The organism is Kribbella sp. CA-253562, from assembly GCF_050942265.1.
Classification (GTDB): domain Bacteria; phylum Actinomycetota; class Actinomycetes; order Propionibacteriales; family Kribbellaceae; genus Kribbella.
This window is the reverse complement of sequence record NZ_CP192049.1, coordinates 7,464,129-7,488,006: the sequence shown is the minus strand read 5'-3', so window position 1 is coordinate 7,488,006 and position 23,878 is coordinate 7,464,129. Positions and strand designations below refer to the sequence as shown.

The following is a 23,878-nucleotide window of genomic DNA, read 5'->3' as shown; positions in this document are numbered from 1 at the left end:
TGTGGTTGGGGCCGGCTCTCACCAAACTCCTGGTGATGGTGACTTGAAAGGGTGGGTTTTCCCCTGATGGTCGCGATCCGAGGGTAGTGGTGGTTCAGGGTTGGTGTTCCTGCCCGTATTTTGAGAACTGTATAGTGGACGCGAGCATCTTTTGTAGCGATTTTTATTGTTCCTTTGTATGTGTGACAAGCTACTAAGGGCAATCGGTGGATGTCTAGGCACCAAGAGCCGATGAAGGACGTAGGAGCCTGCGATAAGCCCCGGGGAGTTGGCAACCAAGCTGTGATCCGGGGGTGTCCGAATGGGGAAACCCAGCTGGCATTCTAAAGCCAGTTACCAGTTCCTGAACACATAGGGTTCTGGAGGGAACGCGGGGAAGTGAAACATCTCAGTACCCGCAGGAAGAGAAAACAATAGTGATTCCGTGAGTAGTGGCGAGCGAAAGCGGATGAGGCTAAACCATGTGCGTGTGATAGCCGGCGTGCGTTGCGTATGTGGGGTTGTGGGAGCATTCAGGGCCTAATGCCGTGGGTCCAGGGAGTTATAAATCATTGTTGAAGTCGAACCGGTTGGAATGCCGGGCCGTAGTGGGTAATGGCCCCGTAGGCGTAAGACAGTGACTTCCGAGTGTTTTCCCGAGTAGCACGGGACTCTTGAAATCTCGTGTGAATCTGGCGGGACCACCCGCTAAGCCTAAATACTTCTTGGTGACCGATAGCGGACTAGTACCGTGAGGGAAAGATGAAAAGTACCCCGGGAGGGGAGTGAAATAGTACCTGAAACCGGTTGCCTACAATCCGTCGGAGCTCCTCACTTGTGGGGTGTGACGGCGTGCCTTTTGAAGAATGAGCCTGCGAGTTAGTGGTATGTGGCGAGGTTAACCCGTGTGGGGTAGCCGTAGCGAAAGCGAGTCTGAATAGGGCGTTTGAGTCGCATGCTCTAGACCCGAAGCGGAGTGATCTATCCATGGGCAGGTTGAAGCGCGGGTAAGACCGCGTGGAGGACCGAACCCACCAGGGTTGAAAACCTGGGGGATGACCTGTGGATAGGGGTGAAAGGCCAATCAAACTCCGTGATAGCTGGTTCTCCCCGAAATGCATATAGGTGCAGCGTCGCGTGTTTCTTACCGGAGGTAGAGCACTGGATGGTCTAGGGGGCTTACCGGCTTACCGAAATCAGCCAAACTCCGAATGCCGGTAAGTGAGAGCGCGGCAGTGAGACTGCGGGGGATAAGCTCCGTAGTCGAGAGGGAAACAGCCCAGATCACCAGCTAAGGCCCCTAAGCGATTGCTAAGTGGAAAAGGATGTGGAGTTGCCCAGACAACCAGGAGGTTGGCTTAGAAGCAGCCACCCTTGAAAGAGTGCGTAATAGCTCACTGGTCAAGTGATTCCGCGCCGACAATGTAGCGGGGCTCAAGCAATCCGCCGAAGCTGTGGCATTCACATTTGTACTCGGCTGGGTCTTCGGATCTGGTCCAGGTGTGTGGATGGGTAGGGGAGCGTCGTGCAGCGTGTGAAGCAGCAGAGTGATCTAGTTGTGGAGGCTGCACGAGTGAGAATGCAGGCATGAGTAGCGAATGACGGGTGAGAAACCCGTCCGCCGAATGATCAAGGGTTCCAGGGTCAAGCTAATCTGCCCTGGGTAAGTCGGGACCTAAGGCGAGGCCGACAGGCGTAGTCGATGGACAACGGGTTGATATTCCCGTACCGGCATTAACACGACCCGACCGAGGTCACTGATGCTAAGACCGAGAAGCTAGGCGGCCTTCGGGCCAAGTAGTGGATCTGTTGACCCTAGGTGGTATTAGGTGCACTAAGGAGTGACGCAGGAGGGCAGTCCAGCCGCGGCGATGGTAGGCGCAAGCTGATCCGCGGGCAAGGTGGTAGGGCGAGGCATAGGCAAATCCGTGTCTCATTGAGCCTGAGAACCGAGGCGGACCCGTTTAGGGGAAGTGGATGATCCCATGCTGCCAAGAAAAACTTCGTAGTGAGTGTTAGAGCCGCCCGTACCCCAAACCGACACAGGTGATCAGGTAGAGAATACCAAGGCGATCGAGTGAACCATGGTTAAGGAACTCGGCAAAATGCCCCCGTAACTTCGGGAGAAGGGGGGCCGGATGCGTTACACCACTTGCTGGTGGAAGCGTTGATGGCCGCAGAGACCAGGCCCAAGCGACTGTTTACTAAAAACACAGGTCCGTGCGAAGAAGTAATTCGATGTATACGGACTGACGCCTGCCCGGTGCTGGAACGTTAAGGGGACAGGTTAGCTGGTTTAGGCCGGCGAAGCTTTGAACTTAAGCGCCAGTAAACGGCGGTGGTAACTATAACCATCCTAAGGTAGCGAAATTCCTTGTCGGGTAAGTTCCGACCTGCACGAATGGCGTAACGACTTGGGCGCTGTCTCAACCATGGACTCGGCGAAATTGCATTACGAGTAAAGATGCTCGTTACGCGCAGCAGGACGGAAAGACCCCGGGACCTTTACTACAACTTGGTATTGGTGGTCGGTACAACTTGTGTAGGATAGGTGGGAGACTGTGAAATCCGGACGCCAGTTCGGGTGGAGTCATCGTTGAAATACCACTCTGGTTGTTCTGGCTGTCTAACTTCGGTCCATTATCTGGATCAGGGACAGTGCCTGGTGGGTAGTTTGACTGGGGCGGTCGCCTCCTAAAAGGTAACGGAGGCGCTCAAAGGTTCCCTCAGCCTGGTTGGCAATCAGGTGTCGAGTGTAAGTGCACAAGGGAGCTTGACTGTGAGACAGACATGTCGAGCAGGGACGAAAGTCGGAACTAGTGATCCGGCGGTGGCATGTGGGAGCACCGTCGCTCAACGGATAAAAGGTACCCCGGGGATAACAGGCTGATCTTCCCCAAGAGTCCATATCGACGGGATGGTTTGGCACCTCGATGTCGGCTCGTCGCATCCTGGGGCTGGAGTAGGTCCCAAGGGTTGGGCTGTTCGCCCATTAAAGCGGCACGCGAGCTGGGTTTAGAACGTCGTGAGACAGTTCGGTCCCTATCCGCTGCGCGCGCAGGAGACTTGAGAAGGGCTGCCCCTAGTACGAGAGGACCGGGGTGGACGAACCTCTGGTGTGCCAGTTGTTCCGCCAGGAGCACGGCTGGTTGGCTACGTTCGGGAGTGATAACCGCTGAAAGCATCTAAGCGGGAAGCACGCTTCAAGATGAGGTCTCCCACCGAGTTAATCGGGTAAGGCCCCCAGTAGACCACTGGGTTGATAGGCCAGAAGTGGAAGCGCCGTAAGGTGTGGAGCTGACTGGTACTAATAGGCCGAGGGCTTGTCTCAACACCACCTTCGGGTGGTCATACATTGAGACGATATTTGCTGCGTAAACGATGTTCGCGTTCACTGTACGGTTCCCGGAATACGGTCAACCCCCAACCCGGTATGTGGTTGAGTGTGTGGTTGGTTGATATTTCTATAGAGTTACGGTGACCATAGCGTCGGGGAAACACCCAGTCTCCATTCCGAACCTGGAAGTTAAGCCCGACAGCGCCGATGGTACTGCGACCGGGAGGTCGTGGGAGAGTAGGACGTCGCCGGACATTCACACTGTTAAGGGCCACCCCATCCGGGTGGCCCTTAACATTTGTCGGGGGTCCGAGAGCACGTCCGGCACCCTGTACTTTTGTCTGAGCGCTACAACCTCGTATGACCGTTAGGAGTCACCGTGGCTACGCCACCTCGCAACCCCCGTCCCGGCTCGGGTGATCGCCGTGGTTCGTCCGGCGGTGCCGGGCGTCCCGGTCGAGCAGGCGGTGGGCGTTCCGACTCCACTGGCCGTGGTCGATCGGGCGCCGGCAGCTCGGGTGGATCAAGCAGTTCTGGTTCCTCTGGTGGCTCCGGCTACCGAGGCGCGTCCAGTCGTGGAGACGGTCCCCGGACCGGCGGTCCGCGCAGCGGCGGTGCGCCGCGCTCCGGTGGAGCTCCCCGTTCGGGTGGGGCTCCCCGTTCGAGTGGGGCTCCCCGTTCGAGTGGAGCTCCCCGCAGCGGAGGCGCTCCTCGGACTGGTGGACCGCGTGCCGGCGCTCCCCGTGACGGTGACAACCGTCGGGGATTCGCCGGTTCCCGTGGGGACGACAAGGGCGAGCGGGATCCGTTCAAGGGTCAGCTGTCCGGTGACTCCCGGGGCGACGACCGTGGTGGGTACCGCGGCCGGCGCGACCAGGACGGTTTCCGGCGCGACGAGCGTCCCGCAGGTCCGCGTGCCAGTCAGCGCGACGACCGCGGAGGCTCGAGAGACGACCGCAGTGGTTCACGTGACGACCGCGGTGGGTCTCGCGCGGGCGGCGGCCGCGACGACCGCGGAGGTTCGCGGAACGACCGGGGCGGCGCGCGTGACGGTGGCTTCCGGCGGGACGATCGGTCCGGTGGACGCGCTGAGCGGCCGGCCGGCGGTTTCCGCCGTGACGACCGCGATGACCGCGGAGCTCGCGACGGCGGTTTCCGGCGTGACGACCGCAGTGACTATCAGCGGGACGACCGCGGTGGTGAGCGCTCCGGCAGCTTCCCGCGCGACGATCGCGGTGGTTCGCGGGGTGCGGAGCGCTCTGGCGGCTTCCCCCGCGATGACCGTGGTGCGCGTGGTGGCGAGCGGTCCGGTGGGTTCTCGCGTGACGACCGTGGCGGTTCGCGCGGTGGTGAGCGGTCCGGTGGGTTCAACCGTGACGATCGCGGTGGTGCGCGTGGAGCCGAGCGGTCCGGTGGGTTCCAGCGGGACGAGCGCGGTGCTTCGCGTGGTGGCGAGCGGTCCGGTGGATTCAACCGCGATGACCGTGGTGGCGCCCGTGGGGCTGAGCGGTCCGGTGGGTTCCGGCGCGAAGAGCGTGGTGGTCGGGATCAGCGGGGAACCGGTGGGCCTCGGCGGGACGAGCGGGTTGCGGGACGGCGGGACGTCCGGGGCCGTGACAATCGGCGGGACGACCGGCGGGACGAGGAGAAGGCTGGTCCGCGGCGCGACGACCCGGCGATCCCGGCCGGCATCACCGGTGCGGAGCTCGACCGTGGGGTCAAGGCGGAGCTGCGGTCGTTGCCGCGCAGCCTGGCCGACCTCGTCGCGCAGCACCTGGTCGCGTCCGGACAGTTCCTCGACGACAATCCCGAGCTGGCCTACCAGCACGCCCGGACGGCGCGCCGGCTGGCCGCGCGACTGGGTGGTGTCCGCGAGGCGGTCGCCATCACGGCGTACCTGGCTGAGCACTACGACGAGGCGCTGACCGAGTTCCGTGCGGTCCGGCGGATGACCGGCAACCACGAGGTGCTGGCGATGATGGCCGACTGCGAGCGCGCGCTCGGCCGGCCGGAGAAGGCGCTCGCGCTGTCCCGGGAGCCGATCGTGCTGCAGCTCGAGGAGGCCACCCAGATCGAGATGCTGATCGTCGCGGCCGGCGCCCGGCGGGACATGGGCCAGACCGCGGCGGCGATCCAGACCCTCGAGGTGCCGGAGCTGACCAAGCGCACGCGCGCCGAGTGGCTGCCGCGCTTGCGGTACGCGTACGCCGACGCGCTGGCCGAGGCGGGCCGGACCGAGGACGCGCTGATCTGGTTCCACCGCGCCGCGGGTGCGGATGCCGACGGTTCGACCGGGGCCGCCGAGCGTGCCGCGGAGCTGGAAGGCCTGCACTTCACCGACCTCGACGACGAGGACGACGACGTGATCGTCGAGGTCACCGACGAGGACGACGAGCTCGACCAGGACGACGAGGCGACCGACGCAGTCGAAGAGGTGGACGCCGCCGAGCCGGACGACGCCGAGGACGACTCGGTGGCCGACAGCACGGACGACCTGGTGGTCGACGACGCGCTCGACGGTCAGGTCGACGTCGACGTCAACGACGCCGGCAAGAACTGACCGAACGGAAAAGCCCGGGACACTGTCCCGGGCTTTTCTGCGTTCAGGATCAGTCGAGCGTGCGGAACAACAACCCCACCCGCGGCTTCGGCCCGAACGACGTCGCCTTCTGCGGCAGCACGATGCCCCGGACAGCAGACTGCAGCACCTGGTCCAGCCGAGGCGCCACGAGCTCCACAGCGGCCCGTGAGGGCCCGGCCAGCGCCAGTGCGTCTGCCAGCGCGTGGTGGAACGTCACGTCGTCCACCGGAACGCCCCACGCCGGCAACAGCTCCTCGTGTAGCAGGGCCACCGTCGGCTCCACCCGGTAAGCAGTGGACCGCAGCGTGACCCAGGACGACCCGTCGGAGACAGCCACCCGGTCCGGCACGTCGTCAACCCGCCCAGGCAGCACCTGCCAGCTCTCCGGCGTACGGCGCTGCACTGTCTCCAGCGACAACCCCGGCACGAGCCGGTGGATCGGGTCCAGGGTGAGCGGATGCCGCTCGTGGTCGACCAGCATGGCGAGCCCCGCGGACGTCCCTGCTCGGTGCGGCTCGCGCCGGGCCCTCTCCAGGTACGCCGCGTACCGGTGGTGGCCGTCGGCGATGAGGGCCTCGTGCTGCGCGAGCTCGGCGGCGATCACCGCGAGCTCGTCGGGGTTCTCGATCCGCCAGATCCGGTGGTGCGCGCCGTTCTCGGTGTCGGCGACCAGCCAGGGTTCACCCGAGCGGGCCGCGTCGACGGCGTCGCTGGCCGCGCCACCACCGCCGTACGCGAGCAGGATGGGTTCCAGGTCCGCGTCGGTGGCGGTCATCAGGTCGAACCGGTCATCGACCCACTGGGGCATCACGTTCTCGTGCGGGAGCACCACCCGGCGCTCGGGGTCGAGCGTCAGCGCCCCGACCAGGCCGCAGAGCACCGCCCCCTGGAACTGCTGCTCGTAGACGTAGAGGGCGGGCCTCCGGTCCTGGACGACAACCCCTGCGCGCTGCCAGTCGATCAGCCGCCGGGCGGCGCCGTCGTACCGGCTGGAACCGAGTTCAGGGTCGCGTGGAAGGATGAGCCTCACCATGTTGTGCAGATCAGAATCAGTCAGCCGCCGGACCAGCGCCGGTTCCAGCACGTCGTACGGCGGTGACGTGACCGCGCCGAGTCCGCTCACCTTGCCCGCGACGAACCGCCAGGCACGCAACGGCTCCAGGCGCAGGGTGGCATCCGACATGGGCGGCATCGTACGGGGGGACCGATGACGGCGAAACGCGAAGCGCCCACACCACTGTCGGCCTGTGACGAACCGCTCGCCGCCCGGTACGACGTGGCGCTGCTGGATCTCGACGGCGTCGTCTACGTCGGCCCGGACCCGGTCCCGGACGCGCCGGAGAACCTGCGCAAGGCCGCGAAGGAAGGCCTGCGGATCGGGTACATCACCAACAACGCGAGCCGGCCGGCCGCGGTGGTCGCCGAGCACCTCGCGTCGTTCGGCCTGGAGGTGACCGCCGACGACGTGGTCACCTCGGCGCAGGCCGCGGCGAAGCTGATCGCCGCGGAGTTCCCGGCGGGTTCGCCGGTGCTCGTGGTCGGCGGCGAAGGGCTGACCACGGCGCTGGAGGAGTACGGGATGCGCCCGGTGCGGTCGAGCGACGCGCACCCGGTCGCGGTGGCGCAGGGGTTCCACCCTGACGTCAGCTGGGTGATGCTCGCGGACGGCGCGCACGCGATCAACGAGGGCGCGAAGTGGTACGCGACGAACCTCGACCTGACCATCCCGACCGCGGGCGGCATGGCGCCCGGCAACGGGACGCTGGTGCAGGCGATCCGGGCCGCGGTCGAGGTCGACCCGGTGGTGGCCGGCAAGCCCGAGCCGCCGCTGCTGGAGACCAGCATCGAACGCCTGAAGGCGAAACGGCCGCTGATGATCGGCGACCGGCTCGACTCCGACATCGCCGGTGCGCACGCGGTCGGCATCGCCAGCCTGTGGGTCGCGACCGGTGTGCACGACGCGCATGACCTGGCGCGCGCGCCGAAGGACCAGCGGCCGACGTACATCGCGCCGGACCTGAGCGCGCTCGCGCAGCCGCAGCCCGGCGTACAGGTGGAGGGTGGCAAGCACACCTGCGAGGGCTGGACGGCCGAGGTCGTCAACGGCTCCGTCACGGTGAAGGGCGAGGGCGAGCCGTACGACGGACTGCGCGCGATCCTGTCCGCCGTGTGGGCCGCCACCGACCAGCCCGCGAAGACCACCAAGCCGACCGCGAAATCGGCCACCCGCGGCCGCCGTCCGCTGCCGAAGCCGGGTCCCGCGCTCGGCTCGATCGCGATCGACGCCGCATTGCATCGGGTGGGGCTCGACAAGTAGGTCGGCACTCTCGGATCGCTGTCAGAGGCGCTGTCTGAGCTGGTGCGCGATCCGGGCGATGCGGCGGCTGCGCGTGGTGGCGACGACGGCTCGTACGGGCAGCGGGTGCTCCCTGTCGCGGAGTTCGAGTTCCAGCTGGTTGAGGCACTCGCAGTTCGTGCCCCACCAGCCGTCGTAGTACGCGGAATGTACGGCGGTGATGTCCGCGAGCGGGATGCGGCGGGTGGTGAGCCAGGATCGGACGACCAGGGTGTCGGCGGTGAGGGTGAGGCCGAGGCGGGCGGCGCGGAACAGCAGGGCCAGGTCGACGGCGAGGAAGAGCCAGCCGGGCCAGTTCGGTTCGCTGGTGGGTGTGTCCGGCTCGGCGAGGCCGGCTACGACTGCCAGGCCGATTGCGACCAGCACTGTCGCGCAGAAGGCGCGGTACCAGGGGGTCGCCAGGCGCATGGGGCAGTTCTACACGGACCGGCGGTTGTCGGTGAACTGGCTGGCCGGGGGCGTCCGGGGTGGTGTGAGACAGTCGGCGCGATACCGTTGCTGGGACGACGCGAGGAGGCAGTCATGGTGATGGACGCACTGCGCGGCTACGTACAGCTGGCGAACGGCCTGACCGAGGTGACCCGGCAGCGGGCCCAGCAGGCGGCGAAGGCGCTGCTGCAGCAGACGGGGGCCGACGCACTGACGACCAAGGTCACCGACCTGGCCGACGAGATCGTTGCCACCAGCAAGAGCAACCGGCAGTTGCTGCAGGCCATCGTGGCGAACGAGGTCGAGGGCGCGGTGTCGCGGCTCGGCTTCGTGCGCAGCGAGGAGGTCGGCGTACTGGAGCGGCGGGTGGACCGGCTCGAGCGGGAGCTGGCCGAGACGCGGGCCGCTGCCGAGGCGGCCGGATCGGTCGCGGCGACGGCAGCCGGTACAGCGGCGGCCGCGGCGGAGAAGTCCGAGCCGCTGTCGGCGCCCGCGGCCAAGAGCACGGCGAAGCAGCCCGCGGCGCCGGCGGCGAAGAAGCCCGCGGTGAAGAAGGCGGCCAAGAAGGCGCCGGCGAAGAAGGCGTGACGTGACCGACCACCCTGGTGAGCAGGTGCCCGCGTTCAACCCGGACGTCGAGCCGGGCTTCGACCCGGAGACCGAGCGCCCGGCGCCGGACTACGACACCGAGCCGGAGCCGGAGAACACCGAGCAGACCTTCGCGGCTTCGGTGGACGACGCTGCCGTCGAGGAAGCCGAACGGCGTGCTGAGGCGGAGTTCCAGGCGGAGCTCGCGGCCGAGGAGGCCGAGCGGCGCGCCGAGGCGGAGCTGGAGGCCGAGCGACGGGCCGAGGCCGAGTTCGCGGCGGAGCTCGAGGCCGAGCGGCGTGCTGAAGCCGAGCTGATGGCTGAGCTGGAGGCCGAGGAAGCCGCCAAGGCCGCCGCGTCTGCACCGGAAACTGCTCCCAGCCCGGCGGCACCGGCGGCGAACACTCCGACGCCCGGTGTTCCGGGCGGGTTCGCGCCGAAGCCGGGGGCGCCCGGTGGGTTCGCGCCGAAGCCCGCGCCTCCGGCCGGTACGCCGCCGCGTCCTGGGCCGCCCGGATTCCCACCCCGTCCGGCACCGCCGTCGCAGGGCTTCGCGCCTCGTCCGGCCGCGCCGTCCGGCCAGCCGAGTCCCGGCGCCCAGCCCACCTCCATTTCAAGTGCAGACGAGCGCGAGACGCTTGAGCAGAGCACTTACGACCAGGCGCGCGGCAATGCGGCGGTTCCTGGGAGGAGCTACTCGGCAGCGGAGGACCCGGCAGGTCGCGAGTCGAGCGGGGCTGAGCCGGCCGGACAGAGCCGCGAGTTCTCCGAGGATGACGCTCATCCTCTGGTGGAGGAGACGATGGCGCGGCTCGACGGGTTGCGGGACCTGCCGGTGAGTGAGCATGCGGAGGTTTACGCCGAGCTGCACGAGCGGTTGCAGTCGGCGTTGGTGGAGGCGGACGCCGAACCGGGCGACCGGGGCTGACTGGAAAGGGTCGCGTGGCCAAGGGAGGCGTCAAGCGGTCTCGGCTGGATGCGGAGCTGGTACGGCGTGGGCTGGCCAGATCGCGTGAGCACGCCAGCGAACTGGTGGCCGCGGGACGCGTGAAGGTCGCGGGGACCGTGGCAACCAAACCGGCCACGGGTGTTGGGGCCGACGCCGCGATCCTCGTCGACACCTCCGAGGTCGACGACCCGGGATATGCGAGTCGCGGCGCGCACAAGCTGATCGGTGCGCTGGAGGCGTTCAGCGGCGTACAGGTGAAGGGGCGGCGGTGCCTTGACGCCGGCGCGTCCACCGGTGGATTCACCGATGTGCTGCTGCGCAACGACGCCGCGAGTGTGATCGCGGTCGACGTCGGCTACGGCCAGCTGGTGTGGGCGTTGCAGACCGACGAGCGCGTGACGGTGATGGACCGGACGAACGTCCGCACGCTGACGCTGGAGGCGATCGGCGGGGAGCCGGTCGATCTGGTGGTCAGCGACCTGAGCTTCATCTCGCTCACGCTGGTGATGCCGGCGCTGCTCGCGGTGGTGAAACCGGACGGCGACCTGGTGCTGATGGTCAAGCCGCAGTTCGAGGTCGGCAAGGAGCGGCTCGGCAAGGGCGGCGTCGTGCGCGATCCCGAGTTGCGCGCCGACGCGGTGCGCGGCGTGGCGGCGAAGGCGGCCGAGCTGGGCTGGGGAGTGCAGGGTGTCGCGGCCAGCCCGTTGCCCGGCCCGTCCGGAAATGTCGAGTACTTCCTGTGGATACGGCGTTCGGCACCACCTCTCGATGAGACGATGCTCCAGAACGCCGTCGAGAACGGTCCCCGATGAGTACCCGGTGAGTGACGCTGTGAGCGAGCAGAAGGCAGGTCCGCGTGGTTGAGCCGGTCGACACCGAGCCGCGGCGCGTCCTGCTGGTGACGCACACCGGCCGCGACCTGGCGGTCGAGGTCGCCCGCCAGACACACCGGCTGCTGACCGCCGCGGGCATCGTGGTCCGGCTGGTCGGCGCGGAGGCCGCGGAGCTCGACCTGCACCCGGCCGAGATCGCCGACGACGCCGACCAGGCGGCGCAGGACGTCGAGCTGATCATCGTGCTCGGCGGCGACGGCTCGATCCTGCGCGGCGCCGAACTGGCCCGCCCGCACGGTACGCCGGTGCTCGGCGTCAACCTGGGCCACGTCGGCTTCCTGGCCGAGGCCGAGGTGGAGGACCTGGAGCGGATCGTCGAGGTCGTGGTCGACCGCAGCTACACCGTCGAGGAGCGGATGACGCTCGCGGTCGACGTGTTCGTCGGCGACGACCTGATCTTCGACACCTGGGCGCTGAACGAGGCGTCGGTGGAGAAGGCGGCCCGGGAGAAGATGCTCGAGGTGCTGGTCGAGGTCGACGGCCGGCCACTGTCGCGCTGGGGCTGCGACGGCGTCGTGCTGGCCACCCCGACCGGCAGTACGGCGTACGCGTTCTCCGCCGGTGGCCCGATCGTCTGGCCGGACGTCGAGGCGATCCTGCTGGTCCCGCTGAGCGCACACGCGTTGTTCTCCCGCCCGATCGTGGTCGCGCCGAACTCCCAGCTGACGGTCGAGCTGGTCGCCGCCTGGCACGGTCGCGGCGTGCTGTGGTGTGACGGGCGCCGGATGGTCGAGGTGCCGCCGGGCGCCCGGATCCAGGTCCGGCGCGGCAAGACCCCGGTCCGGCTGGCCCGGGCGCACGAGGCGCCGTTCACCGACCGGCTGGTGGCCAAGTTCGACCTGCCCGTGCTGGGGTGGCGCGGCGCGGCCGAGCACCGCCGCAAACGAAGTGCACAAGAGGAGACCTAGATGTTGTCGGAGATCCGCATCACCGGGTTGGGCGTGATCGAGGACGCCACGCTGGACCTCGATCCGGGTTTCACCGCGGTCACCGGCGAGACCGGCGCGGGCAAGACGATGGTCGTGACCGGCGTGAACATGCTGCTCGGCGGCCGGGCCGACAGCGGCCTGGTCCGGCACGGCGTCCGGCGGGCGCGGGTCGAGGGCCGGGCGAGTGCTGTGCCGCGGTCGATCGTGCAGCAGGCCGAGGACCGCGGCGGCGAGCTGGACGACGACGAGCTGCTGATCGCGCGTGAGTTGTCGTCGGAGGGTCGTTCCCGGGCGTTCCTGGGTGGCGCGTCGGTGCCGGTGTCGGTGCTGGCCGAGGTCTCCGGTGACCTGGTCGCGATCCACGGCCAGGCCGACCAGTGGCGTCTGCTGCAGCCGGCTCGTCAGCGCGAGACGCTGGACACCTTTGCGGGCAAGCCGGTGCTGGCTCCACTCGGCGAGTACACGACGGCGTACCGGCGGCATCGGGAGGTCGAGGCGGAGCTCACCGAGCTGACCACCCGCCAGCGCGACCGGCTGGCCGAGGCGGACCTGCTGCGCTTCGGGCTCGACGAGATCGCCAAGGCGGATCCGCGACCTGGTGAGGACGTGGAGCTGGCCGCCGAGGAGGACCGGCTCGCGTACGCCGACGGTCTGCGGACCGCGGCGACGACGGCGGGGGAGGCGCTCGCGTCCGAGGACCTCGACTCGACCCGGCCGAGCGACGTACTGGGGCTGCTGTCGCTGGCCAAGCAGGTGCTCGACGGCGAACGGGAGCACGACGCGAAGCTGGCCGAGCTGGCCGATCGCGCCGGGGAGCTCGGCTACCTCGCGGCGGACCTGGCCGGCGAGCTGTCGTCGTACGTCGCAGACGTGGACACCGATCCCGCGCGGCTGGCGGTGGTGAGCGAGCGCCGCAGCCTGCTGACCGGCCTGATCCGCAAGTACGGCGACGCCGAGGGCACTGTCGACGAGGTGATCGAGTGGGCGAAGCGGTCCGCCGAGCGGCTGACCGAGCTGGACGGCAGCGACGAGCGGGTCGAGCAGCTGACCGCCGAGAAGGCCGAGCTGCAGGCTCAGCTGACCGAGCTGGGCGCCACCATCGGTGCGGCCCGGCGGGAAGCGGCGCAGCGGCTCGGGGTCGCGGTGTCGGAGGAGCTGACCGGGCTGGCGATGCCGCACGCGACGCTGACGGTCGAGGTGCACGAGACCGCACCGGGCCCGTACGGCGCGGACGAGATCGAGTTCTGCTTCGCGGCGAACCCGGGCAGCCCGGCCCGCCCACTGCAGAAGGCGGCGTCCGGCGGTGAGCTGTCCCGGGTGATGCTCGCGCTCGAGGTGATCCTGTCCGACACCCACCCGGTGCCGACGCTGGTGTTCGACGAGATCGACGCCGGGATCGGCGGGCGGGCCGCGGTCGAGGTCGGCAAGCGGCTGGCCCGGCTGGCGGAGAAGGCGCAGGTCATCGTCGTCACCCACCTGCCGCAGGTGGCGGCGTTCGCGGATCGTCACGCGGTCGTGCTGAAGAGTGACGACGGTTCGGTGACCACCAGCGGCCTGGTCGCGCTGGACGACGAGGGCCGGCTGAAGGAGCTGTCGCGGATGATGGCCGGCCTGGAGAACTCCGACGCGGCCCAGGCGCACGCCGAGGAGCTGCTGGCGCTGGCCGCGGAGCGTCACACCAAACGGCGCAAGAAGAAGCGCTGAGCCCTCCGCCAAAAGAATGATTTGACGCCACGGCGCGCGGGTACCAGTCGATGAATACGCTCTCCCGGCGTGAAAAGGCGGGGAGGGGGCTCTTGACATGGCAGGATGAGAGCGCGATGAAACTGCCCAGCCTGCGTAGAGCACGACCGACTGAGCTGCCCGGGATCGCCGGAGTGGTTCGGCTGGACCGCCGTACCAAGAATCTCACCAAACGGCTGAAGCCGGGCGAGATCGCCGTCATCGACCACGTCGACCTGGACCGGGTCAGCGCCGAGGCGCTGGTCGACTGCCAGGTCGCGGCGGTGGTGAACGTCGCCGACTCGATCAGCGGCCGCTATCCCAACCTCGGCCCGGAGATCCTGGTCGAGGCGGGTGTTCCGCTGGTGGACGGGGTCGGCCGCGAGATCTTCTCGGTGCTGCACGAGGGTGAGCGCGTCCGCCTGCACGACGGCGTGCTGTACCGCGGCGAGGAAGTGGTCGCCAAGGGCGTCACCCAGGACAGCCAGAGCGTGGCGCAGCTGATGGACGACGCCCGGGCCGGCCTGTCGACCCAGCTCGAGGCGTTCACCGCGAACACCCTGGAGTACCTGCGGCGCGAGCGGGACCTGCTGCTCGACGGCGTCGGCGTACCGGACGTGCACACCCCGATGGACGGCAAGCACGTGCTGATCGTCGTCCGGGGCTACGACTACCGCGAGGACCTGGTCGCGCTGCGGCCGTACATCCGCGAGTACCGCCCGGTGCTGATCGGCGTCGACGGCGGCGCGGACGCCCTGGTGGAGAACGGCTACGTGCCCGACCTGATCGTCGGCGACATGGACTCGGTCAAGGACGAGACGCTGAAGTGCGGCGCCGAGGTGGTCGTGCACGCCTACCGGGACGGCCGCGCGCCGGGTTCGGAGCGGCTGGAGCGGCTCGGCGTGGACCTGGTCGAGTTCCCCGCGGCCGGCACCAGCGAGGACGTCGCGATGCTGCTGGCCGATTCCAAGGGCGCGTCGCTGATCGTCGCGGTCGGCACGCACAACTCACTGATCGAGTTCCTGGACAAGGGACGCGCCGGGATGGCCAGCACGTTCATCACCCGGTTGCGGGTGGGTGCCAAGCTGGTGGACGCCAAGGGTGTCGGCCGGCTCTACCGCAGCCGCGTCTCCACGTCCCAGATCGTCGCGCTGATCGCGGCCGGGCTGTTCGCGCTCGGGGTCGCGATGGTGGCGATCGGGGCCGACGACGTGCTCTGGTCGATCCTGCGGGCGCGCTGGAACGAAATCTACTTCCATATCCGGGAGCTGTTCACGTGATCGACTTTCGCTACCACATCGTCTCGATCGTGGCGATCTTCTTCGCCCTGGGAGCCGGCGTGGTGCTCGGTGCCGGACCGTTGAAGGGCACCGCGTCCGAGGTCGTCCAGGCCCAGGCCGAGCGGGACCGGCAGGCCCTGGAGCAGGCGCGGGCGGACGCGATCCAGGCCAAGTCGCTGGACAAGTACCGCGACGACTACGTGTCCAAGGTGACCGCCGGGCTGACCGACGGCAAGCTGGCCGGCCGGCGGATCGCCATCGTCGCGATGCCCGGTTCGGACGGTGACATGACCAACGCGATCCAGGAGTCGCTGGAGGGGGCCGGCGGTCAGGTCACCACCCGGGTCGCGCTGGACAGCAAGCTGTTCGACCCGGGCCAGCGTCAGTTGATCGAGCCGCTGGTGAACGAACTCGTCACCCCGGACATCACCTTTCCGACCGACAGCAACACCTATCAGCGGGCCGGACTGATCCTGGCCCGTGGCGTGCTGGCCCGTGAGCAGAACAAGGCGATCGACGCCGAGTCGACCAAGATCCTCAGCGGGATGTCGGACTCGAAGCTGATCTCGGTCAAGCCGACGCCGAAGGACCGCGCCGACCTGGTCGTCGTGGTCGCCGCCAAGCCGCCGACGCCGGCGCCGGACAACTCGTCGTACACCGACAGCGTGGACTTCGCCGAGGGCCTGGACCTGGGCAGCGCCGGCTCGGTCGTCGCGGGCATGCCGGAGAGCGCGCAGAACGGCGGCCTGCTGAAGGCACTGCGCGGGGACAGCGACGCGACCAAGATCATCTCCTCGGTCGACGTCGCGAACATGCCCAGCGGCCAGGCTACGATCGTTTTCGCCCTGGTCGAGCAGGCCGGCGGCAAGGCCGGCCAGTACGGCGGCGTCGACGCGAAGAACGGTGTCGCGCCGTCCGCGGTGCAGGCGAAGGAGAACTGATGGGCCTGGTCGGAGCGGTCGTCGCGGCCGCGGCCACCGCGGGGCTGGAACGCGCCGCCGCCAAGCTGCCGAAGGAGAACCGGGCGCCGTTCGAGCGCACGAACCACCGCGGCGAGACCGTCACGCTGCTGGAGGGGCCGGTCGCCGTACTGGGTGCGCTGGCCGGTGTCGCGGCGGGCAGCGGCAAGGGACGCGTGAAGGCCGCCGCGCTGCTGGCCGGTTCGGTGTCGGGTGCCGTCGGTGCGTACGACGACCTCGCGGGAGCCACGGAAACCAAGGGGTTTCGCGGTCATCTGTCAGCTCTGAAGCGCGGCGAGGTGACCAGCGGTGCGGTCAAGATCCTCGGCGTGGGTGCGGCCGGGCTGGCCGCGGCGGCGCTGCTGCCCCGCAAATCCAGGGGTTTCGGCGCGCTGACCGAGATCGTTGCCGACGGCGCCTTGATCGCCGGTACGGCGAACCTCGCGAATCTGCTGGATCTTCGGCCCGGTCGTGCGCTGAAGGCGATCACTGCGGCGAGTGCACCTGTTGCCGGTGGCCCTGCCGCGGCGGTGGTCGGTGCGGCTGTCGCATCAGCTCCGTCCGACCTGGGCGAGCGCTCGATGCTCGGTGACTGTGGCGCCAACGGACTGGGAGCGATCACCGGTACGGCACTGGCCGCGTCACTGCCGCGCCCGCTCAAGATGCTTGCCCTGACGGCGGTCGTCGCGCTCAACCTGGCCAGCGAGAAGGTCAGCTTCACCAAGGTGATCGCCGGCAACCCGACCCTGGACAAGATCGACCAGTGGGGCCGACGACCCCGGTGAACAGTGCGGGCGGGCGGATCGCCCGGGCCGCGTTGCTGGTCGCGGGTGTCACGGTGCTGGCCCGCGTGGTCGGCTTCGGCCGCTGGCTGGTCTTCTCGAAGACGGTCGGCGCCGGCTGTCTGGCGGAGGCCTACGCCACGGCCAACCAGTTGCCCAACGTGTTGTTCGAGGTCGTGGTCGGCGGTGCGCTGGCCGGCGCGGTCATCCCGATCCTGGCCGGCCCGGTGGCTCGTGGCGACAAGGCCGCACAGGGCCGGATCATCGGTGCGCTGCTGACCTGGTCGCTGGTGCTGCTGGCGCCTTTCGCCTTGCTGGCTTGGCTTCTGGCGTCGCAGTACACCTCGGCCATGCTGGACTCCGGCCCCGAGTGTGGTGGCTCCGGTGCGACTGCCACCAGGATGCTGGTGATCTTCGTCCCGCAGGTGTTCGGCTATGCGATCGCTGTGGTCGCGACGGCGGTTCTCCAGTCCCACAAGCGTTTTGCGGCCGGTGCGCTGGCGCCGCTCATCTCCAGCTTGGTTGTCGTCGCGACCTATCTCCTCTTCGCGGTGGAAGCTCCGGTAGCGGACCAGGCGTCGCGCGGTGCCTCCGATCTGCTGGCCTGGGGTACGACGGCCGGAGTGTTGGCGCTCGCGCTGACTGTGCTCGTGCCAATGCTCCTGCTGCGCTTGCCGATCCGCCCGACGCTCCGGCTGGACCCGGGAGTCGGTCCGGTCCTGCGAAGGCTCGCTGCTGCAGGCCTCGCCGTACTGGTCGCGCAGCAGGTCGCGTTCCTCGTCACCACCTACCTGGCCAATCACCGCGGCGTACCGGGCAGCATCGCGGTCTACACCTGGGCCAACGCGGTCTACCTGCTCCCGTACGCCGTACTGGCGGTGCCGATCACCACCGCGGTCTTCCCGCGCCTGGCAGCGGCTTTCGAGTCCAAGGACGAGCAGGCCTTCGACCTGTACGCCGCGACGTCCACCCGGGCGGTCATGCTCGCCGGGGGAGCCGGTGCCGCGCTCCTGGTCGGTACGGCGGTCCCGGTCGCCCGAATCTTCGCGTACGACGACGGACGCGTGCAGGAGTTGCAGGCGTCGTCGCTGGTTAACGGTCTGGTCGCGTTCGCTCCGGCGATCATCGGGTTCGCCGTCCAGATGCATGTCGGACGGGTCCTCTACGCGCGACACACGGGTCGCGCGGTCGCAGTGGTGACCGGTGGGGCCTGGCTGCTCGTAGCCGTCGCCGGACTCGTCCTGACGCTGAAGTGGGACGCCGTACCGGCACTGGCCGCGGCCATGTCGGTCGGCATGCTGGCTGGTGCTGTTGTTCTGCTGGTGGTGTTGCAGCGGGTCGCCGGAGCTGGTGTGCTGCAGGGGTTGTCCCGTGCGACTGTCGCGGCTGTGGTCGGTGCGGCGCTGGCCGGTGCGGCCGGCTGGGCTGTCTCCCTGCCTGCTGACGAGGGAGGCTGGGAGAGCGCGCTGTTGTTCGCCGTACTGTCCGGGCTTGCTGTCGTGAGCGTGTACGCCGCGGTCGCCGTACTGGTGGACCGTCCGGATGCCCGGGCGCTGTTGCGCAGGGGTGTTCCAACCGTGGTGGAGGAGAAGCAATGAGGATCGGCTTGCTGCTGGCGGAGTCGCGGGGCGGGATCGGCCAGCACGTCGCCTCACTGGTCCCTCGCTTCCTGGCGGCCGGTCACGACGTCGTGGTGTGCGCACCATCGGGTACGGCCGAGCACTTCGACTTCGGGGCGGCCGCTGTGGTCGCGACTGCCGCGGGCCTGCGGGGCGCCGATGTGGTGCACGCCCACGGGTACCGGGCCGGGATGTCCGCGCTGCGCGACCGGTCCCACCTGCGGCCGCTGGTGGTCACGTGGCACAACGCGGTGATCGCAGCGGGCCCTCGTGGTCTCGTGATGCGGCTGGGACAGCGCCTGGTGGCCCGTGGCGCCGACTTGACGCTCGGTGCGTCCTCCGACCTGGTCGAGCTCGCCCGACGGCTAGGAGCCCGGCAGGCGCGCCTGGCGCCCGTCGCGGCTCCAGCCATGCCAGAGGTCCGTAAGCCGTCGGCAGCTGTCCGTGAGGAGCTGGGGATCGGTGACGCGCCGCTGGTGCTCACCGTGGGCCGGCTGGCGCCGCAGAAGGACTACCCGACGCTGCTGTCGGTCGCGTCCGAGGTCGCCGAGACCGAACCGGGCGTGGTGTTCGCCGTGGTCGGCGACGGGCCGCTGCGGGACAACCTGCAGGCCCGGATCGACGCCGAGAGCCTGCCGGTCCGGCTGCTGGGGCACCGCGACGACGTGGCGGACCTGCTCGGCGCGGCCGACGTCTTCCTGCTCACCTCGCACTGGGAGGCCCGGGCGCTGGTGCTGCAGGAAGCGCTGCTGGCCGGCGTACCGGTGGTGGCGACGGCGGTCGGCGGCGTACCGGAGCTGGTCGGGGACAGCGCGATCCTGGCTTTTCCGGGCGACACGCGCGGGCTCGCCGACGGCGTTCGGAAACTTCTTTCCGAGCCGGAAACAGCCGCGCTACGGCGGGCCGAAGGCCTGCAGCTGGCCGCCGGATGGCCGGACGAGGACGCCGTGGCGAAGAATCTGCTGGACATCTACGGGGGTCTCGTCGCCAGTACCGCTTGACAAGCGGTAGGCTGGAGGCCCGTGGACAGGGCTTCGAATTCCCAGCAGACCAAGCACGTATTCGTCACCGGTGGCGTCGCCTCCAGTCTCGGCAAGGGGCTGACGGCGTCCAGCCTCGGCAGTCTGCTGACGGCACGGGGCATCCGGGTCACCATGCAGAAGCTGGATCCGTACCTCAACGTGGATCCCGGCACCATGAACCCGTTCCAGCACGGCGAGGTGTTCGTCACCAACGACGGCGCCGAGACCGACCTGGACATCGGTCACTACGAGCGATTCCTCGACCGGGACCTGTCGCAGGTCGCGAACGTGACCACCGGGCAGATCTACAGCTCGGTGATCGCCAAGGAGCGCCGCGGCGAGTACCTGGGCGACACCGTCCAGGTGATCCCGCACATCACCAACGAGATCAAGGACCGGATGCTGGCGATGGCCGGCCCGGACGTCGACGTGGTGCTGCACGAGATCGGCGGCACGGTCGGTGACATCGAGTCGCTGCCGTTCCTGGAGGCGGCCCGGCAGGTCCGGCACGACGTCGGCCGCGACAACGTCTTCTTCCTGCACATCTCGCTGGTGCCCTACATGGCGCCCAGCGGTGAGCTGAAGACCAAGCCGACCCAGCACTCGGTCGCCGCGCTGCGCTCGATCGGTATCCAGCCCGACGCGATCGTCTGCCGCGCCGACCGGCCGATTCCCGACGGGGTCAAGCGCAAGATCTCGCTGATGTGCGACGTCGACGTGGAGGCCGTGGTGGCCGCCGTGGACTCGCCGAGCATCTACGACATCCCGAAGGTGCTGCACTCCGAAGGCCTGGACGCCTACGTCGTCCGGCGGCTGAACCTGCCGTTCCGCGACGTCGACTGGACCCGCTGGGACGAGCTGCTGCGGGTCGTGCACCACCCCAAGGACCAGGTCACGGTCGCGCTGGTCGGCAAGTACATCGACCTGCCGGACGCGTACCTGTCGGTGGCCGAGGCGCTGCGCGCCGGCGGTTTCGACAACGACGCGAAGGTGACGCTGCGCTGGATCGCCTCCGACGAGTGCGCCACCCCGGAGGCGGCCGCGAAGCTGCTCGGCGACGTGGACGCGGTCTGCATCCCGGGCGGGTTCGGCGTCCGCGGGATCGAGGGCAAGATCGGCGCGATCCGGTTCGCCCGTGAGGCCGGCATCCCGATCCTCGGGCTGTGTCTTGGCCTGCAGTGCATGGTGATCGAGGTGGCCCGCGATCTGGCCGGTCTGCTCGACGCGAACTCCAGCGAGTTCGACCCCGACGCGGAGCAGCCGGTCGTGGCCACGATGGAGGAGCAGAAGCACATCGTGTCGGGCTCCGGCGATCTCGGCGGCACGATGCGCCTGGGCCTCTACCCGGCCAACCTGGCCGACGGGTCGATCGTCCGCTCCCTGTACGGCGCGCCGTCGGTGCAGGAGCGCCACCGCCACCGCTACGAGGTCAACAACGCCTACCGGGACAAGCTGGAGAACGCCGGGCTGGTGTTCTCCGGGCTGTCGCCGGACAACGAGCTGGTCGAGTTCATCGAGCTGGACAAGTCGCTGCACCCGTTCTTCGTGGCCACCCAGGCGCACCCGGAGCTGCGGTCGCGGCCGACCAAGCCGCACCCGCTGTTCTCCGGGCTGATCGGCGCCGCTCTGGTCCGGCAGCGGGAGTCGCGGCTGCCGGTCGAGGAGGTCCCGCCGGCGCCGAAGGCCGGCGAGGCGAGGGGCGCCGAGGCCAAGGAGCCGGTGAAGGCCGGGGCGGCCAAGGCGAAGGCCCGATGACCGACGGCGGGACGCCGGAGGTCGCCGAGCTCCGGTTCGGGGCGGGGCTGGCCGATGCGCCGGCATCGTGGGAGGTGACCTCGTCGGAGACCGTGCACGCGACCGGCCGGGTCATCTCGGTGCGGCGGGACCAGGTGGTCCCGCCGAACGGCGGCGAGCCGTTCACCCGGGACGTCGTCGTGCACCCGGGCGCGGTCGGCGTGGTCGCGCTCGACGAGAACCACCGGATGCTGCTGGTCCGCCAGTACCGGCACCCGGTCGGCTACCGCCTGCTCGAGCCACCGGCGGGGCTGCTCGACGTACAGGGTGAGGCGTACCGGATCGGCGCCGAGCGGGAGCTGTGGGAGGAGGCCTCGACCAAGGCCGCCGACTGGCGGATCCTGGTGGACGCGTTCACCTCCCCCGGGCTGACCGACGAGGCGGTCCGGATCTTCCTGGCGCGTGACCTGTCGGCGGCCGACGAGGCCTACGACCGGCTGCACGAGGAAGCCGACATGGAAACCGTGTGGGCTCCGCTCGAGGACGTCGTCAAGGCGGCGCTGGCCGGCGATCTGCACAACCCGATCCTGGTGATGGGCTCGCTGGCCGCGTGGGCAGCACTCAACGGCGAAGGCTTCGACGCGCTGCGTCCGGCCGACGCGCCCTGGCCCGCCAAGGACCGCTGACGCCAGGCCTAGTGATCGGCCGCCAGCAGCGGCCGCGAGTTAGTGGCGGGCCCCCGGGAGTCGTCGGCAACGAGCGCAGCACCTCGCCCGTCGGCAGGCATCCCGGGGACCCGCTCTCGTGTTCGAGTATATGTTCGAATATGCTGCGCTGGCAAGTCAGTTCGGCCGGCGGCACGAGTACGCGACGGCGTCGCGGCCGATCCGGGTGACGATCAGTGTGGCGGACCGCGAGCCCTTCGGGGCCAGCTTCTTGCGCAGCATCGCGGGGTCCACGTCGACACCGCGCTTCTTGATCTCCAGCGTGCCGATGTCGTTGGTCCGGACCCACGATTTCAGCGTCTTCTCCCGGTACGGCAGCGTCTCGATCACCTCGTACGCCGACGCCAGCGCGGTTTCCACGAGGAACGGCCCGGTGACATAGGCGATGCGCGGATCCAGCAGCCAGCCGTCGACCTCGGCGGCGACCGCCGTGACCAGTCCGGCCCGCACGACCGCGCCGTCCGGCTCGTAGATGTACTGGCCGACCGGACCGACCTCAGCTTCCGGCGCATCGGCGATCGAGGCTCCGCTCGGCAGCAGAGTCGCGCGACGGGCAGCACCGCCGTACAGCTTGCCGGACCACAGCGCAGCCTCTTTGACCTCACCGGCGTCGCTGACCCACTCCGCCTCGACCCCCTCCGGTACGGCGTCGTGCGGGATGCCCGGCGCGACCTTGACGCAGGCCGTGCCCTCCAGCAGCGAGGTGATGAACGACCAGGGCGGGGAGTACGCGTTGTGGTCGAACAACCGCCGCCCGTCCGCCCTGCGCGCCGGATCCGCGAACACCACCTCGTACGGCGTGAGGTCCTGCTCCTCCGCGTCGCCCAGCAGCACCTCGCCCGGCAGGTCCAGCGCTGACAGGTTGGCCGCAGCCGCGGCGGCCGTTGCCGGGTCGCGTTCGACGCCGGTGACGCGCAGTCCCGCCCGTGCTGCGCTGATGAGGTCGCCGCCGATACCGCAACCCAGGTCGATCACCGAGGCGCCGGGCAGTGCGCCGGCGATCCGCGAAGAGCGGTGCGAGGCGACAGCGGCGCGGGTCGACTGCTCCAGCCCGTCCGGGGTGAAGAACATCCGCGCCGCGTCGTCCGCGCCGAACTTGGCGACGGCCCGGTGCCGCAGCGACGCCTGGGTGACGGCGGCGGTCACCACCGCAGCGTCGTACCGGCGGCGGAGCTTCTCGACCAACTGCAGCTCGCCGCCGGGGGTGTAGGCCGCGCAGGCCTCGGCCAGCACGGCGGACCCCGGCGGGGTGAGCAGTGTGGTGATCGAGTCGGGTGTCACGCGCTCATTCTGCGCTGAGCGCTCACAGCGGGCTGTAGCAGCCGCTGCTCCAGATCCGCTTGGCCGAGTGGTAGAGGCGCCAGTTCATCGCCGAACGGGTCTGCGGGCCGTAGATGCCGTCGGCTGCGAGCTTGTGCCGCTGCTGCACCTGCTTGACGACCGCACGGGTGTTGCTGCCGTAGACGCCGTCCACTGTGAGCTTCGAGCCGTAGCAGTAGTTCAGGTTGCGCTGGAGCGTGCGAATGGCGGTGTCCGGGTCGCCGAACTGCTCGTTGCCGCGCTGCGGGTCGTCGCCGTACATGAGATTGCAGCGGGTGCTGCTGCTTTCCCAGACCGAAGGTGCCGGTACGCCCCACCCGTTGGCGGCGGGCACGAGCCGGGCGCTCCGGCACTGCTCCATCGCAGCCGCCGCGGCAGCCCGTACGCCGGCGTCGCGGGTGACTTCGTCGGGTGCGGGCTCCGGTGCAGTCCGGGCAGCTGGAGCTCCGCCGCTCGCGGCCTGGCCGGAGTCCGTGCCGGAGCGGCCACCAGCGGCGGCCGCTCCGACGGCGATCGGGCTGATCACCAGCGCGGCGATCGCGACCAGCGCCTTGCCGGACGGCTTGGACGGTTTCGGGAACGCGAAGCGGAGTTTCATCTGAGCTCCTCGTGCTGGTGATCGCTCAGACGTAACGGTCCCACGTCAGGCCGCTGTCGCCCAGGGGTTGGTCGCG

Annotated in this window: 19 protein-coding genes and 2 rRNA genes; 16 read left to right on the top strand and 5 right to left on the bottom strand. The window is 68.9% G+C overall.

Annotation, left to right across the window (positions count from 1 at the left end; genetic code table 11):
* Window positions 1-183 precede the first annotated feature (183 nt).
* Both ACQPXM_RS35440 and rrf read left to right on the top strand, forming a co-directional pair.
* Window positions 184-3,310, top strand: a 23S ribosomal RNA gene (locus ACQPXM_RS35440).
* A 142-nt stretch (window positions 3,311-3,452) separates the two neighbouring features.
* Window positions 3,453-3,570, top strand: a 5S ribosomal RNA gene (rrf, locus tag ACQPXM_RS35435).
* Window positions 3,571-4,280: 710 nt separating this feature from the next.
* Here the strand turns inward: rrf and ACQPXM_RS35430 are convergent.
* Entirely contained in the window at window positions 4,281-5,090 is an 810-nt protein-coding gene (locus ACQPXM_RS35430) for a hypothetical protein (RefSeq protein WP_432942304.1), read from the bottom strand.
* Here ACQPXM_RS35430 and ACQPXM_RS35425 point away from each other — a divergent pair.
* Window positions 5,055-5,876: a hypothetical protein gene (locus ACQPXM_RS35425; RefSeq protein WP_432942302.1), complete on the top strand. Its 822-nt coding sequence runs from the start codon at window positions 5,055-5,057 to the stop codon at window positions 5,874-5,876. The genes ACQPXM_RS35430 and ACQPXM_RS35425 overlap by 36 nt on opposite strands.
* 49 nt (window positions 5,877-5,925) lie before the next feature.
* On the opposite strand, the gene ACQPXM_RS35420 is transcribed toward ACQPXM_RS35425, so the two are convergent.
* Window positions 5,926-7,080: a DUF1015 domain-containing protein gene (locus ACQPXM_RS35420; protein WP_432942300.1), complete on the bottom strand. Its 1,155-nt coding sequence runs from the start codon at window positions 7,078-7,080 to the stop codon at window positions 5,926-5,928.
* Between the two features lie 24 nt (window positions 7,081-7,104).
* Here ACQPXM_RS35420 and ACQPXM_RS35415 point away from each other — a divergent pair, with 24 nt between their 5' ends.
* Window positions 7,105-8,214: an HAD-IIA family hydrolase gene (locus ACQPXM_RS35415; protein ID WP_432942298.1), complete on the top strand. Its 1,110-nt coding sequence runs from the start codon at window positions 7,105-7,107 to the stop codon at window positions 8,212-8,214.
* A 21-nt stretch (window positions 8,215-8,235) separates the two neighbouring features.
* Here the strand turns inward: ACQPXM_RS35415 and ACQPXM_RS35410 are convergent, their stop codons facing one another.
* Entirely contained in the window at window positions 8,236-8,661 is a 426-nt protein-coding gene (locus ACQPXM_RS35410; RefSeq protein ID WP_432942296.1) for a PH domain-containing protein, read from the bottom strand.
* 114 nt (window positions 8,662-8,775) lie between these two features.
* Between ACQPXM_RS35410 and ACQPXM_RS35405 the strand changes: the two genes are divergently transcribed.
* The 12 genes from ACQPXM_RS35405 (at window position 8,776) to ACQPXM_RS35350 (ending at window position 21,845) form a co-directional block, all read left to right on the top strand.
* The gene (locus tag ACQPXM_RS35405) at window positions 8,776-9,270 is read left to right on the top strand and encodes a phasin family protein (RefSeq protein ID WP_432942294.1); all 495 of its coding nucleotides are present in this window, start codon (window positions 8,776-8,778) and stop codon (window positions 9,268-9,270) included.
* 1 nt (window position 9,271) lies between these two features.
* Window positions 9,272-10,198 (top strand): hypothetical protein, encoded by a 927-nt coding sequence (locus tag ACQPXM_RS35400; RefSeq protein WP_432942292.1) that lies wholly within the window; start codon window positions 9,272-9,274, stop codon window positions 10,196-10,198.
* 14 nt (window positions 10,199-10,212) lie between these two features.
* Window positions 10,213-11,031: a TlyA family RNA methyltransferase gene (locus ACQPXM_RS35395; RefSeq protein WP_077014923.1), complete on the top strand. Its 819-nt coding sequence runs from the start codon at window positions 10,213-10,215 to the stop codon at window positions 11,029-11,031.
* 44 nt (window positions 11,032-11,075) lie between these two features.
* Window positions 11,076-12,020: an NAD kinase gene (locus ACQPXM_RS35390; RefSeq protein WP_432942290.1), complete on the top strand. Its 945-nt coding sequence runs from the start codon at window positions 11,076-11,078 to the stop codon at window positions 12,018-12,020.
* Entirely contained in the window at window positions 12,021-13,745 is a 1,725-nt protein-coding gene (recN, locus tag ACQPXM_RS35385; RefSeq protein WP_432942289.1) for a DNA repair protein RecN, read from the top strand.
* A 116-nt stretch (window positions 13,746-13,861) separates the two neighbouring features.
* Entirely contained in the window at window positions 13,862-15,043 is a 1,182-nt protein-coding gene (gene steA / locus ACQPXM_RS35380; RefSeq protein WP_432942287.1) for a putative cytokinetic ring protein SteA, read from the top strand.
* Window positions 15,040-15,984, top strand: a complete 945-nt coding sequence (locus ACQPXM_RS35375; protein WP_432942285.1) for a copper transporter — start codon at window positions 15,040-15,042, stop codon at window positions 15,982-15,984. Before steA ends, ACQPXM_RS35375 begins: the two co-directional genes overlap by 4 nt.
* Window positions 15,984-16,787 carry a hypothetical protein gene (locus ACQPXM_RS35370; RefSeq protein ID WP_432942283.1) on the top strand — a complete coding sequence of 268 codons (804 nt, stop codon included), beginning with the start codon at window positions 15,984-15,986 and terminating at the stop codon, window positions 16,785-16,787. The genes ACQPXM_RS35375 and ACQPXM_RS35370 overlap by 1 nt, the downstream gene beginning before the upstream one ends.
* A complete protein-coding gene (murJ, locus tag ACQPXM_RS35365) occupies window positions 16,766-18,382 on the top strand; it encodes a murein biosynthesis integral membrane protein MurJ (protein WP_432942281.1) in 1,617 nt (538 codons plus the stop codon). The genes ACQPXM_RS35370 and murJ overlap by 22 nt, the downstream gene beginning before the upstream one ends.
* Entirely contained in the window at window positions 18,379-19,404 is a 1,026-nt protein-coding gene (locus tag ACQPXM_RS35360) for a glycosyltransferase family 4 protein (RefSeq protein WP_432942279.1), read from the top strand. Before murJ ends, ACQPXM_RS35360 begins: the two co-directional genes overlap by 4 nt.
* Window positions 19,405-19,425: 21 nt before the next feature.
* Entirely contained in the window at window positions 19,426-21,180 is a 1,755-nt protein-coding gene (locus ACQPXM_RS35355) for a CTP synthase (protein WP_432942277.1), read from the top strand.
* The gene (locus ACQPXM_RS35350; RefSeq protein WP_432942275.1) at window positions 21,177-21,845 is read left to right on the top strand and encodes an NUDIX domain-containing protein; all 669 of its coding nucleotides are present in this window, start codon (window positions 21,177-21,179) and stop codon (window positions 21,843-21,845) included. Before ACQPXM_RS35355 ends, ACQPXM_RS35350 begins: the two co-directional genes overlap by 4 nt.
* Before the next feature lie 156 nt (window positions 21,846-22,001).
* Here the strand turns inward: ACQPXM_RS35350 and ACQPXM_RS35345 are convergent, their stop codons facing one another.
* A complete protein-coding gene (locus ACQPXM_RS35345; protein WP_432942273.1) occupies window positions 22,002-23,165 on the bottom strand; it encodes a class I SAM-dependent methyltransferase in 1,164 nt (387 codons plus the stop codon).
* Window positions 23,166-23,187: 22 nt separating this feature from the next.
* Window positions 23,188-23,802: a peptidoglycan-binding domain-containing protein gene (locus ACQPXM_RS35340; RefSeq protein ID WP_432942271.1), complete on the bottom strand. Its 615-nt coding sequence runs from the start codon at window positions 23,800-23,802 to the stop codon at window positions 23,188-23,190.
* Between the last annotated feature and the right edge of the window lie 76 nt (window positions 23,803-23,878).